Origin of the sequence: Paracoccus sediminilitoris (assembly GCF_003259195.1) — a bacterium.
Taxonomy (GTDB): Bacteria; Pseudomonadota; Alphaproteobacteria; order Rhodobacterales; family Rhodobacteraceae; genus Paracoccus; species Paracoccus sediminilitoris.
On the sequence record NZ_QJPK01000021.1, the window covers coordinates 1 to 13,013 of the forward strand.

Sequence of the window (13,013 nt, forward strand, 5' to 3'; positions counted from 1 at the left end):
CCGCCATCGGCAATGAAAGCATCGCAAACGGCACCGACGCGCTGGCCATCGGCGACACCGCTGCGGCCAACGGACCCTCGACCACCGCAGTCGGTGGTGAGTCCGTCGCGACCGGCCCCGGTGCCTCGGCCATCGGCTGGCAGTCCATGGCGACCGCTGAACGCGCCCAGGCCTTCGGGCACCTGGCCACCGCCCAAGGCGTGCGCTCGCTGGCCATCGGTGAGAACGCCGATGCCCAAAGCGACCTCTCGACCGCCATCGGCAACGAGACCGTCGCCAACGGCGTCGACGCACTGGCCATCGGCGACACTGCCGCTGCCAACGGCAACTCGACCACTGCAGTCGGTGGCGAAAGCGTCGCGACTGGCCCCGGCGCGACGGCCATCGGCTGGCAGTCCGTCGCAGGTGCCGAACGCGCCCAAGCCTTCGGTCACCTGGCACAGGCGACCGGCGTCCGGTCGACCGCCGTGGGCGAAGCCGCCATGGCTTTGGGTGCAGGATCGATCGCCATGGGCGACCAGGCATCGGCAGCCGCCGACAATTCGGTCGCCATCGGTGCCGGCGCGTCGGCAACCCGAGCGAATGAATTCGTGCTGGGCAACGGCCAGAACACCTATCGCGCGGCGGGCATCGCATCGCAGGCCAGCACCGCGGCGCAATCGGGTCCGGTGGGCATCGTGACCTCGGACGCGCAGGGCAACCTGGCGGTCGACCGGTCCATCGGCACGCAGATGTCGCAGCTTGACAGCCGGGTGCGTTCGCTTGGATCCTCGATCGAGGACAACAAGGAAGGCATCGCGATGGCCATGGCCCTGAACACGCCCTATGTCCCCGAGGACAAGACCTTCGCCGTGTCGACCAGCCTGGGTGCCTTCGACGGCACGACGGCCATGGCGGCCTCGATGGGCTATCGCTTCAATGCGAACACCCAGCTTGATGCCGGCGTCACCTATGGCTTCGACCGCAACCAGGTCGGCGGACGCATCGGGGTCACCTACGCGTGGTAAGCAATCGCATATCCACACCAGGGGCGCTGCTGCGTGCAGGGGCCTTGGGCCTTGCGCTGGTCCTTCCGGGGACCGGCGCCTTGGCGCAGGACGATCCCGCCCCTGCCACCCTGGTCGAACCCAGCTATGCCACCGCCCTGATCCGCGATGTGCTGGCGGCGGTGAACCACGGCAATTGGACGGGCAATTACACCGTGCTGCGGGACTATGCTGCGCCCGAATTCGCGCAGGCCAATGACCCGACCCGCCTGGCGGGCCTTTTCACCGATATCCGGGCCGAGGGCCTGGACCTTCTGCCGGTGATGTCCGCCGATCCGGTCCTGCTGGATACGCAGCTCAGCGACAGCGGGCGCGAATTGCGCCTGACCGGCTATTTCCCGCTGCAACCGCGCCATGTCAGCTTCGACCTGATCTTCGGGCTGGAGGGACGACGCTGGCTGCTGTTGGGTATCTCGGTCGGCACCTTCGACGCCATCGAAAAGCCCTAGGGCAGAAAATTAAAGATACGCTCCTTGGGCCGGCACAGCACGGCCCCTTCAGGACCGAAGACGACCGGACGCTCGATCAGGATCGGGTGTTCCGCCATGGCCGCAATCAGCGCCGCATCGTCCAGCGCAGGGTCCGACAGCCCCAGTTCGTCAAAGGGCGTGCCCTTGCGGCGCAGCAGTCCCCGGGGGCCGATGCCCAGCAGGGCCAGCGCCTGTTCCAGTTCCACCACCGAAGGCGCGTCCTTGATGTAATCGCGGACGGTCACGTCGATCCCCGCCTCGCGCAGCGCGTTCAGCACAAAGCGCGACGTGGAACAGGTGGGCTTGTGCCAGATCGTCCATGCCATGGTCACGCACCCTTCTGCGACAGGTCGGGGATGGGCAGCGCGCTGGAGGCCTTGATCTCCTCCATCGACAGCAACGCTGTGACGTTGTGGATCTTCACCTCGGAAATCAGTGATTGATAGAACCGATCATAGGCACGCGCGTTACGCACCTGCACCTTGAGGATATAGTCGATGTCACCTGCCAATCTGTGCGCCTCGACCACCTCGGGGCGATCGCGCAAGGCCTTCAGGAAACGGCCCGCCCAATCCTTGTCGTGTTCGCTGGTGCGGACCAGGACGAAGAAGCAGGCCTCCAGCCCCAATGCCTCGGGGTTCAGGATCGCGACCTGCTTGCGGATCACGCCCGCCTCACGCAATTTGCGGATACGGTTCCAGACGGGGGTCTTGGATGCCCCCACACGCTCAGCGATCTGGTCCAGCGACAGGCTGGCATCCTGCTGCAACTGGGACAGAATTTTGCGATCCACGTCGTCCAGACGGACGGAAATTTGCGCTGTGCCGCTTTCTGTGGAAACAGGTTCCGACATTCGATGCCCTCCGGTCAGGTCATCCTTATTTCGCGCGCCCCCTCGCAAGAATCCAGAACAAAATTCTATATAAAGACCAGTATCAGAAAGGTCCGAGTCATGAGCAAAGCCTTCACCCCGACGGCAAACAAGCCCGGTGTCATCACCGCCAACGATCTGCGCGAAGGCTTCAACGTCTGGATGTGCGATGACGGCTGGACGCCCGATCCGCGCAAGGCAACGCTCTATGAGGATGAGGCCATCGCCGAGCTTGCCATGCTGCAGGCCATCGGCCAAGCCGACCGCGTCGTCGGCCCCTATATCGTCGAGGCCAAGCGCGGCCCGGACGGGCCCGAACCCGTCCATTTCCGCGAAGCGTTCCGCCAGCGCGGGCCTTCCAACTATTTCCACGGCATACAGGCCGAACAGCAAGCCGAGGCCAGCAATGTTTGATGTCCGCCCCGTCGAGATCGACTATGTCCAGCACCGTGCCCAGCAATTTCGTGATCAGGTCGCCCGTCGCCTTGACGGCAGCCTGACCGAAGAGGAATTCCGCCCCCTGCGCCTGATGAACGGCGTCTATCTGCAGCTGCATGCCTATATGCTGCGGGTGGCGGTGCCTTATGGCACGATCAACCCCGACCAGATGCGCACCTTGGCGCTGTTGGCCCAGAAATGGGACAAGGGCTATGGGCATTGGACCACCCGCCAGAACATCCAGTACAACTGGCCCAAGCTGGTGGACATTCCCGACATGCTGGACGAGCTGGCAAAGGTCGGGATGCATGCCATCCAGACCAGCGGCAACACGATCCGCAACGTCACAACCGACGCCTTTGCGGGCGCGGCTTTCGACGAAACCGCCGATCCGCGCCCCTATGCGGAACTGCTGCGCAGCTGGTCGACCGATCACGCCGAATTCCAGTTCCTGCCGCGCAAGTTCAAGATCGCCATTTCCGGCGGCAAGAAGGACCGAGCCGTTATTGCGGCCCATGACATCGGGCTGCGCCTGAAGGAACAGGACGGCAAGACCGGTTTCGAGGTCTGGATCGGTGGCGGCCTTGGCCGGACGCCGCTGCTGGGCCAGGTGGTCCGCGACTTCCTGCCCGAGGAAGACCTGCTGCCCTATGTCGAGGCGATCATCGCCACCTACAACCTGGCCGGCCGTCGCGACAACAAGTACAAGGCCCGCATCAAGATCACCGTCATGGAACGGGGCCTCGATGTCATGCGCGCCGAGATCGAGGAAGAATTCCTGGCCCGCCGCCGTGATTTCCACGGCGCCGACCGCGAGGCGCTGGCCATCTTCAAGGACCGCTTCCACGCACCCGCCTTCCGCAATGCCGCCACCGACGGCTTCGAGGCCGAGCGTCAGGCGAACCCCGCCTTCCGCAGCTGGACCGATACGAACCTGCATCAGCACCGCATCGAGGGCTATGCCAGTGTAATCGTGACCTTCAAGGCGCCGGGCCAGACGCCGGGCGATGCCAGTGCCGAACAGATGCGCCTGATCGCGGATCTGGCCGAACGCTATGGCCATTCCGATATCCGCATCATGCACGACCAGAACGTGGCCTTGCCGCATGTCCACAAATCGGACCTGCCCGCGCTTTACGCGGAACTGAAGGCCGCGGGGCTGGCAACCGCCAATGCCGGACTGACCAGCGACATCATCGCCTGCCCGGGCATGGATTATTGCGCCCTGGCTACCGCCCGGTCGATCCCCATCGCCGAGGAAATCGCCGACCACTTCCGGTCCGTCGGGTTGGAGGAAGAGATCGGCAATCTGAACATCCGCATCTCGGGTTGCATCAATGCCTGCGGCCATCACCACCTGGGCCATATCGGCATCTTGGGGCTGGATCGCGCGGGCATCGAAAACTATCAGATCACGCTTGGCGGCGATGCCTATGACATCCCGGCCATCGGCCAGCGCGCCGGTGCAGGCTTCCCCGCCGAAGAGGTCGTGCCCGCCATCGACCGTCTGCTGCGCGCCTATCTGGAGGTCCGCGAGGATGAGAGCGAACGCTTCATCGACGCCTATCGCCGTCTTGGACAGGCGCCCTTCAAGGCTGCCCTCTATCCGGAAACGGCCGATGCTTGATGGCAACCTGGACACGCGTGCGGGGCGGTTGAACGACCGCTATCGCCACCATGCCGCCACCGAGGTGCTGCGCCGTGCCGTCACCGACCCCGATCTGGGTCGCGTGGCGCTGGTGTCCTCATTCGGTGCGGAATCCGTGGTGCTGCTGCATATGGTCAGCGTCGTGGCCCCCGGGCTGCCGGTGCTGTTCATCGACACCCAGATGCTGTTCCCCGAAACGCTGGAATACCAGCGTGAGGTTGCATCGAAGCTGGGCCTGACAAATGTGCAGGTCATCACCGCCAGCGAAGACGAGATCGCGCTGAATGACCCCGATGGGACGCTGCACAAGGTCAATCCCGACGCCTGCTGCAACTTCCGCAAGACGGTGCCCTTGGAAAACGCGCTGTCGGGCTATGACGCCTGGATCACGGGCCGCAAGCGCTTCCAGGGCGGTCAGCGGACCGAGCTGGAGTTTTTCGAGCCCGAGCCCCCGCATCGCCTGCGCGTGAACCCGCTGGCCCACTGGCGGTCCGAGGACGTTCAGGACTATATGATCGAAAACAACCTGCCGCGTCACCCGCTGGTTGCCAAGGGCTACCCCTCGATCGGCTGCGCCCCCTGCACCTCCCCCGTCAAACCTGGCGAGGATCCGCGCTCGGGACGCTGGCGCGGTCAGGAAAAGACCGAATGCGGCATTCACTTCATCGGCGGACGGATGGTCCGCAGAAAGGCAACGGCATGAGCGACGAGACCCTGTCCCAGGACGTCCTGGCCCGCGACGACGGCTTCCATCCGATCGATCAGGATGCGCCCATCGTCCTGGCCCCCGATACCGACCCCGCCACCCTGCCCGACCGCATGCACCACCCGCTGATCGCCATCGACTTCCCGGCCTTCAACGACGGTCGCGGCTTCACGCTGGCCCGCATGCTACGGGAACTGGGCTATAAGGGTACGCTGCGCGCCTCGGGCCGGCTGATTGCCGATCAATACGCCATGGCCCGCCGCGTCGGCTTTGACGAGGTTCAGGTGGCCGCCGACATCGCCGCGCGCCAACCGCAGGAACAATGGCTGGCCCGCGCCGACTGGAAGGCATGGGACCACCGCGAAAATCTGGCCGGTTAAGACCGCCAAACGGAACGAACAGGAAATATCATGACGCTGGATCTGCCCGCGGCTGACGCTGCCCCCAAGAAGACGCTCCCCGACGCACAGACCGTGACCTCGGTGACGCATTGGACCGACACGCTGTTCTCGTTCCGGGTGACGCGGCCGGCGTCGCTGCGGTTCCGGTCTGGCGAATTCGTGATGATCGGCCTGCCGGGGGATAACGGCAAGCCGATCCTGCGCGCCTATTCCATTGCCTCGCCCAACTGGGACGACGAACTGGAATTCTACTCGATCAAGGTTCAGGACGGTCCGCTGACCTCGCGCCTGCAGCACATCAAGCCGGGCGACGAAATCATCCTGCGCCCCAAGCCGGTGGGCACACTGGTGCTGGACGCGCTGCTGCCGGGCAAGCGGATGTGGTTCCTGGCCACGGGCACGGGCTTTGCCCCCTTCGCCAGCCTGATGCGCGACCCTGAAACCTATGAGCGCTACGACCAGATCGTCATGATGCACACCTGCCGCACCGCCGAGGAGCTGACCTATGGCGCGGAGCTGGTCCAGAACCTGCGCCACGATCCGCTGCTGGGCGAACTCTACGGCGAGGATTTCGCCAATCGCCTGATGTATTATCCGACGACCACCCGTGAGCAGACCCCTTTCATGGGCCGCATCACCGACAACCTCACCTCGGGCAAGGTCTTCCAGGATCTGGGCCTGCCACCCATCAGCCCGGAAACCGACCGCGCCATGATCTGCGGCAGCCTGGCCTTCAACGTTGACGTCAAGAAGGTGCTCGAAGACTTCGGCATGCGCGAAGGGGCCAACTCTGACCCGAAGGAATTCGTGGTCGAAAAGGCCTTCGTCGGCGAAGGCGTCTGACCTCCCGACCAGATGCGAAAAGGGCGCGGGATCATCTCCTGCGCCCTTCTTCTTTGTCCAAATACCCTCGGGGGGTCCGGGGGGCGACGCGCCCCCGGGCCTGCCGCTCAGAAGAACGCCTGCAACCCCGTGATCGCACGCCCCAAGATCAGGGCATGGACGTCATGCGTGCCCTCATAGGTGTTGACCGTCTCCAAGTTCACCATGTGGCGCATGATCTGGTATTCCTCGGAAATCCCGTTGCCGCCATGCATGTCCCGCGACATTCGGGCAATCTCCAGCGCCTTGCCGCAATTGTTGCGTTTGACGATGGAAATCATCTCCGGCGCGGCCTGTGCCTCGTCCAGCAGGCGACCGACACGCAGGCTGGCCTGCAGGCCAAGGCTGATCTCGGTCATCATGTTGGCCAGCTTCAACTGATGCAGCTGGGTCTGCGCCAAGGGCTTGTTGAATTGAACGCGGTCCAGACCGTATTGGCGCGCGGCGTGCATGCAATATTCCGCAGCGCCCAGAACACCCCAGCTGATGCCATAGCGGGCACGGTTCAGACAGCCGAAAGGACCTTTCAGGCCCTCGACATTGGGCAACAGCGCATCCTCGCCTACCTCGACGCCGTCCATGACGATCTCGCCGGTGATGGATGCACGCAGGGACAGCTTCCCGCCGATCTTGGGCGCCGACAGGCCCTTCATGCCCTTCTCCAGCACAAAGCCGCGGATCTTGCCGCCATGGGCTTCGGATTTCGCCCAGACCACGAAGACATCCGCGATGGGCGAGTTGCTGATCCACATCTTGGACCCGCTGATGACATAGCCACCATCGGCTTTTTTGGCGACGGTCTTCATGCCGGCAGGGTCCGAACCCGCGTCAGGCTCGGTCAGGCCGAAACAGCCGATCCATTCGCCCGATGCCAGCTTGGGCAGGTATTTCTGGCGCTGCTCCTCGCTGCCATAGGCATAGATCGGGTACATCACCAGCGACGACTGCACCGACATCATGCTGCGATAGCCGCTGTCCACGCGCTCGACCTCGCGGGCGATCAGGCCATAGCTGACATAGGACGCGCCGATCCCGCCATACTCCTCGGGGATGGTCACACCCAGCAACCCCATCTCGCCCATTTCGCGGAAGATGGCGGGGTCGGTATGTTCCTCGCGATAGGCGTCGATGACGCGGGGCTGCAGCTTGTCCTGCGCATAGGCGCGGGCGGCGTCGCGCAGCATCCGCTCTTCCTCGGTCAGCTGGTCGGACAGACGGAACGGGTCCTCCCAATCGAAACGACCCAGGTCGGGGGCATCCTTCGCCTTCAAATTCACCAGCATGATCCTCTCCTCTTCTCTCTTGAGGAATGATTAGGGGGCTTGGCCCACGGGCGCAATGGCACGGCTGCATCACGTGCAAGTCACGGTGATTTGGGGAACCCTTCCGCAAACGGCCTGTTAAACCGTCAACAAGAGTTACGCGAACGATCGCAAAGGAGCCTCCATGTGCCGGATCATCCATAATAGCACGGCCATCGTGACCTGCCTGTCCCTGCTGATGCCGCAAATTGCCGCAGCTCAAGATCAGAGCTCGAATCAGGACGGGCTGTCCGCCATCATCGACCAAGTCAAGAAAGCGGCCCAGGATCAGGAAGACGCCGCCAAAAATGACGCGGACCGGCCGACCAAGCGGGCCGAGGGTGATCGCAAGTCCCAAGACGAACTGGGCCGGGCCCTGAAGGCCGAGGAGGCCAAGAAGAAGCCCAAGGAGAAGCCGCAGAAGGCATCCAAGGACGACGCCAAGCCCAAGGCCAAACCGGGCAATCAGGGCAAGGGGAACAACGCGAATAACGGCGCCAAGGGCGACGGCAAGGACCGCGATCGGCAGGAAGACGGCCAGAACAAGCCCGCCAAGAAACCCGAGACCCCCAAAGCACAGAATGGCAAGGCGCAGGATGGCGCGCTTCGCCTCGGTGGCGGTGATGTCCAGGCGACGCGTGCCTCCGCGATGCCGCGTCTGGCCGCGGTCCTGGAGAATGAGGTTCAGGCAGGTCTGACGCAGAATCAGCTGAAATGCCTGCAGGGGGGCGGTTTTCCCTGCGCCGATGGAGATCGCGCCATCACGCCACGCGGTGTGGTTGTGGAACCCAACGGTGGTGGTGCCTTCCGTCTGGCCGACAGTGGCAACCAAATGTACCGCGTGGGCACATCCGGCCAGCTGATCGAGCGCGCGGCCGAAGAGGACACGCGCGAGACCCAAGCCGCCCGCGAGGCCGCACGGCAGAACGCGCCCGTGTCGGCGGCGGCGCTGAATGCGTCGGAAGGATCGGGCAAGGTGACCGAACAGAAGGTGACCAAGGACGGCACACGGTCCTCTTCGGAGGATTTTGCGACCAGTCTGCGCGATGCGCTGTCCGGCGACACCAAGCCGACATCGAACAGCAGTGCCAAGGATGACGATGACAGCAGCGACCTGACCAAGGCCTTGCTGTTGGGTGCCGGTGCGCTGGCCGTCGGGTCCTTCCTGAACAACAATCGCCAAGTCGCGCTCAGCGCCCCTGACCGTGTCGTCGTGACCCGCGAGGATGGCAGCCAGGAAGTCATCAAGGATGAGGTCGCGCTGCTGCGCCAGCCCGGCTCGAATGTCACGACCGAGAATTTCGACGACGGATCGTCGCGCACCATCGTGACGCGCCAGGACGGCAGCCGCGTCGTGACCATCCGCGATGCCGATCTGCGCGTGCTGCGCCGCACGCTTGTTTCCGCCGACGGGACCACGACGCAGCTGATCGACGACACGACAAACGTGCAGCCCGTGGATGTCAGCCAGCTGCCCGAACCGGCCGAGGTGCAATCCTCGGACGCGCCCATGGACGAGGCCGCGCTGCGCGCAGCCCTGCGCCGCGAATCCGACATCGAGCGTCGGTTCACCCTGTCCCAGATCCGCAACATCCCCGAGGTCCGTTCGCTGGTGGCGCCCGTCAATATCGACGCGATCACCTTCGATACAGGTTCGGCCGCGATCCGACCCGATCAGGCCCGCCAGCTGCAATCGCTTGGTCGTGTGATCCAGGATTCGGTGGCCGACAACCCGTCTGAGATCTTCATGATCGAAGGCCATACCGATACGGTCGGTGCAGATGCCTTCAATCTGGCTCTGTCGGATCGCCGGGCGGAATCGGTGGCCTTGGCGCTGACGGAGTATTTCGACGTGCCGCCGGAAAACCTGGTGACGCAGGGCTATGGCGAACAATTCCTGCGCGTCCGCGCGCAAGGTGATATCCGCGACAACCGCCGCGCCTCGGTGCGCCGGATCACCGAGCTGCTGCGCACCGCCGACGCGCAATAAGTCGCCCATCACTGAACAAAGCCCCGGTCGCGACCGGGGCTTTTTCATGGCCGAACCATTGCGGACAGGGATGCTGGGCGGACCCTATGCGTCTTCGGCCGCCAGAAACCCGCCGGACTGGCGTTCCCACAGCCGCGCATAGATCCTGCCTCGCGCCAGCAACTGGGCATGGGTGCCCTCTTCGACGATGCGGCCCTGATCCATCACCACAAGCCGGTCCATGGCGGCAATGGTGGACAGGCGATGCGCGATGGCAATGACGGTCTTGCCCTCCATCAGCACGTCCAGACGCGACTGGATGGCGGCCTCGACCTCGCTGTCAAGCGCGCTGGTCGCCTCGTCCAGGATCAGGATGGGGGCATCCTTCAGCGCCACGCGGGCGATGGCGATGCGCTGGCGCTGGCCGCCCGACAGCTTGACCCCGCGCTCACCGACATGCGCGTCCAGCCCCCTGCGCCCTTGGCTGTCCGACAGGTTGGGCACAAAGCCGTCGGCCTCGGCCATGCGCAACGCGTCCTGCACCTGCCGGTCGGACGCGTCAGGGCGGCCATAGGTGATGTTGTCCCGCACGGAACGGTGCAGAAGCGAACTGTCTTGCGTCACCACCCCGATGGCACTGCGCAGGCTGTCCTGCGTCACTCGTGCAATATCCTGCCCATCGATGGTGATGCGTCCGTCATCAATGTCATGAAACCGCAACAGCAAATTGATCAGCGTGGATTTCCCCGCCCCTGACCGGCCCACCAGTCCCACCCGTTCGCCCGGCCGCAGGCTCAGCGTCAGATCGTCCAGCACCGCCATGGGCTGCGCCCCCGCAACGCCGCCATAGCGGAAGGTCACGTTCGTGAACTCGACCGCGCCCGGACCCGGCAGCAGCGGCATCGCACCCGGCGCGTCCAGCACCTGACGGGGCAGCGACAGGCTGGTGATGCCATCGCGCACGGTGCCGATGTTTTCAAACAGCGCCGCGAATTCCCACATGATCCAATGCGCCATGTTGTTCATGCGCAGGGCCAAGGGCACGGCGACCGCAACCGCCCCCACCGCGATCGCGCTTTCCGACCAGAGCCACAGTCCCAGCCCCGCGACCGACGCCACCAGCCAGACGTTCAGCAAGTTCAACGCCACGTCCTGAATGCTGGCCAGCCGCATCTGGCCATGAACAGTCACCAGAAAGCGGTCCATGCCGTCGCGCATCCAGCGTTCCTCGCGGTCGGAATGGGAAAACAGCTTCACCGTTGCGATATTGGTATAGCTGTCGACGATACGACCGGTCATCTGGCTGCGCGCATCGGCCTGCGCCTGCGCGACGCGCCCCAGCCGCGGCACGATCTTCCACAGCAGAACCCCATAGCCGATCCCCCAGACGGCAAAGGGCATCGCCAACCGCCAATCCTGGCTGGCCGCCAGCAGCATCGCGCCGATGAAATAGGTGACGACATAACTGCCGACATCCATGATCTTCATCGCCACCTCGCGCACCGCCAGCGAGGTCTGCATCAGCCGCTGCGCGATCCGGCCTGCGAATTCGTCCTGGAAGTACCCGACCGACTGGCGCAGCAGATAGCGATGCGCCAGCCACCTGATCCGCTGCGGAAAATTGCCCATCAGCGATTGGTGCAGCACCATCGTCGTGACGAGGTTCAGCCCCGGCAGCACGATCAGCAGCACCACCGCCATCATCATCAGCGTGCTTCCCTGCTGGGACCAGAACTGGTCGCGCGGCGTGTCGGCCAGGCGGTCGATCAGCGTTCCCAGCCAGCCGAACAGGGTCAGCTCGATCACCGCGATGATGGCCGACCCGATGGCCAGCAGCACCAGCCACGGGATCGCGCCCCGGCTGTAATGCAGCACGAACCGGAAAAGCGTGGCCGGCGGCATCGTCGGCTCGGCCATGGGATAAGGGTCGATGCGCCTTTCGAACCATCCGAACATGGTGCAGTCCTTTCGCGATGCGTCGTTGCGCTGTTGCTGGCCCGCACCCCCGCCAAAGTCAAGCGGACCGGGATCTTTGCAAAGCGGGTGGAACGACCCGCCCAAGATCGCGTTGTCCCTGCAGCACCCGAAAGGGAACACAGAAAGGTAACGCCATGACCATGAACACGCTGAAAGACCTTTATCTTGACCAGTTGCAGGACCTGTATTCGGCCTGCAAGCAGTCGATGACCGTCGTCACCGAAATGGGCCGGGCGGCTAAATCGCGTGAATTGTCAGAGGCGCTGATCGCCGGCAACAAGGGCATTTCCGACGGCATGGACAAGATCGCCCAGCTTTGCAGCGATCACGGCGTCGACCCGACCGGCGAACATTGCAAGGGCATGGAAGGTCTGGTGACCGAAGCGCGCAAGCACGCCATCGACGCCTCCTATGGTGATGACGATGTCCGCGACGCCGCGATCATTACCCAGTATCAGCGCATGGCCCATTATGCGATCGCAGGCTATGGCTGCGTCCGGACCTTCGCCAACCGTCTGGAACTCGACGGCGATGGCAAGATCCTGCAGGAATGCCTGGATCAAACCCAGGAAGGCGACGTTCACATGACTGCCATCGCTGAAGGTGGTGTCAATCAAGCCGCTACGACGTAAGTCCGGCGGAACGGACAATCGAAGGGCTCGGGGACACGTTCCCCGGGCCTTCTTTTGTCACTGATAGCGGCCGCCGCGCTGCAGGACTTCGATTTCGTACCCGTCGGGGTCCTGAATGAAGAAGAACCGGGCGATGACGTCGCCTGCAGGCGCGAAATCGACCAGCTTCCGCGGCGACAATCCAGCCTTGGTCAGTCGGGCGTGTTCGGCGTCAACGTCATCGACGGAGAACGCCAGATGGCCATAGCCGTCGCCCAGATCATAGGGTGTCTGGCGATCCTTGTTGACGGTCAACTCTAACTCCGTCCCGGTTTCCGGATTGGACAGGTAGATCAACGTGAAACTGTCGAAATCCAGGCGATCGGCCACCTTGAGGCCGAAACAGACATCGTAGAATGCGACCGATCGTTCTTCGTTCAGCACACGGATCATCGAATGGATATACTTGGCCATCGGGCATCTCCTTTCAGAAGTCTTTCGAAACGGGGCGACCACGTCGGGTCTCATGGCAAAAGGGCCGCCCTTGGGGGCGGCCCTTCTTCGTCCTGATATCCGTTTCCGGATCAGCGGATGATCGCGTAGCGGATGGCCCTTGCGGGCCGCCCGATCAGGCGATGATTTTGGAGACGACGCCTGCGCCGACGGTGCGGCCGCCTTCGCGGATAGCAAAGC

Annotated in this window: 14 protein-coding genes; 9 read left to right on the top strand and 5 right to left on the bottom strand. The window is 63.9% G+C overall.

Going from position 1 to position 13,013, the window contains the following annotated elements:
* Together DKT70_RS13815 and DKT70_RS13820 are read left to right on the top strand one after the other, a co-directional pair.
* A partial coding sequence (locus DKT70_RS13815) for a YadA-like family protein (RefSeq protein WP_111559697.1) occupies positions 1 to 1,007 on the top strand: 1,007 nt, incomplete at its 5' end.
* On the top strand, positions 1,001 to 1,495 hold the full coding sequence (locus DKT70_RS13820; protein ID WP_146612644.1) for a hypothetical protein: 495 nt from the start codon (positions 1,001 to 1,003) through the stop codon (positions 1,493 to 1,495). The genes DKT70_RS13815 and DKT70_RS13820, both read left to right, overlap by 7 nt.
* Here the strand turns inward: DKT70_RS13820 and arsC are convergent.
* Entirely contained in the window at positions 1,492 to 1,842 is a 351-nt protein-coding gene (gene arsC, locus DKT70_RS13825; protein ID WP_111559699.1) for an arsenate reductase (glutaredoxin), read from the bottom strand. The genes DKT70_RS13820 and arsC overlap by 4 nt on opposite strands.
* A gap of 2 nt (positions 1,843 to 1,844) precedes the next feature.
* Positions 1,845 to 2,330, bottom strand: coding sequence for an Lrp/AsnC family transcriptional regulator (locus DKT70_RS13830; RefSeq protein ID WP_111559708.1), 486 nt, complete (start codon positions 2,328 to 2,330; stop codon positions 1,845 to 1,847).
* Between the two features lie 138 nt (positions 2,331 to 2,468).
* Here DKT70_RS13830 and DKT70_RS13835 point away from each other — a divergent pair, with 138 nt between their 5' ends.
* Genes DKT70_RS13835 through DKT70_RS13855 form a run of 5 tightly spaced genes read left to right on the top strand, consistent with a single transcriptional unit; the run spans position 2,469 to position 6,423 of the window.
* Positions 2,469 to 2,801 carry a DUF2849 domain-containing protein gene (locus DKT70_RS13835; protein WP_111559700.1) on the top strand — a complete coding sequence of 111 codons (333 nt, stop codon included), beginning with the start codon at positions 2,469 to 2,471 and terminating at the stop codon, positions 2,799 to 2,801.
* Positions 2,794 to 4,452, top strand: coding sequence for a nitrite/sulfite reductase (locus tag DKT70_RS13840; RefSeq protein WP_111559701.1), 1,659 nt, complete (start codon positions 2,794 to 2,796; stop codon positions 4,450 to 4,452). Before DKT70_RS13835 ends, DKT70_RS13840 begins: the two co-directional genes overlap by 8 nt.
* Entirely contained in the window at positions 4,445 to 5,176 is a 732-nt protein-coding gene (locus tag DKT70_RS13845) for a phosphoadenylyl-sulfate reductase (protein ID WP_111559702.1), read from the top strand. Before DKT70_RS13840 ends, DKT70_RS13845 begins: the two co-directional genes overlap by 8 nt.
* On the top strand, positions 5,173 to 5,559 hold the full coding sequence (locus DKT70_RS13850) for a DUF934 domain-containing protein (protein ID WP_199559604.1): 387 nt from the start codon (positions 5,173 to 5,175) through the stop codon (positions 5,557 to 5,559). The genes DKT70_RS13845 and DKT70_RS13850 overlap by 4 nt, the downstream gene beginning before the upstream one ends.
* A 30-nt stretch (positions 5,560 to 5,589) precedes the next feature.
* Complete coding sequence (locus DKT70_RS13855) at positions 5,590 to 6,423, top strand: ferredoxin--NADP reductase (RefSeq protein ID WP_111559703.1); 834 nt, start codon at positions 5,590 to 5,592, stop codon at positions 6,421 to 6,423.
* 107 nt (positions 6,424 to 6,530) lie between these two features.
* Here the strand turns inward: DKT70_RS13855 and DKT70_RS13860 are convergent, their stop codons facing one another.
* Positions 6,531 to 7,745, bottom strand: coding sequence for an acyl-CoA dehydrogenase (locus tag DKT70_RS13860; protein WP_199559605.1), 1,215 nt, complete (start codon positions 7,743 to 7,745; stop codon positions 6,531 to 6,533).
* A 163-nt stretch (positions 7,746 to 7,908) separates the two neighbouring features.
* On the opposite strand from DKT70_RS13860, the gene DKT70_RS13865 reads away from it, so the two are divergent.
* On the top strand, positions 7,909 to 9,753 hold the full coding sequence (locus DKT70_RS13865) for an OmpA family protein (protein WP_111559704.1): 1,845 nt from the start codon (positions 7,909 to 7,911) through the stop codon (positions 9,751 to 9,753).
* Positions 9,754 to 9,837: 84 nt separating this feature from the next.
* Here the strand turns inward: DKT70_RS13865 and DKT70_RS13870 are convergent, their stop codons facing one another.
* Positions 9,838 to 11,688 (bottom strand): ABC transporter ATP-binding protein, encoded by a 1,851-nt coding sequence (locus DKT70_RS13870; RefSeq protein ID WP_111559705.1) that lies wholly within the window; start codon positions 11,686 to 11,688, stop codon positions 9,838 to 9,840.
* Positions 11,689 to 11,843: 155 nt separating this feature from the next.
* Here DKT70_RS13870 and DKT70_RS13875 point away from each other — a divergent pair, with 155 nt between their 5' ends.
* Complete coding sequence (locus DKT70_RS13875) at positions 11,844 to 12,341, top strand: ferritin-like domain-containing protein (RefSeq protein WP_111559706.1); 498 nt, start codon at positions 11,844 to 11,846, stop codon at positions 12,339 to 12,341.
* Positions 12,342 to 12,398: 57 nt separating this feature from the next.
* Here DKT70_RS13875 and DKT70_RS13880 read toward each other — a convergent pair whose 3' ends face one another.
* Positions 12,399 to 12,794, bottom strand: a complete 396-nt coding sequence (locus tag DKT70_RS13880; RefSeq protein ID WP_111559707.1) for a VOC family protein — start codon at positions 12,792 to 12,794, stop codon at positions 12,399 to 12,401.
* Between the last annotated feature and the right edge of the window lie 219 nt (positions 12,795 to 13,013).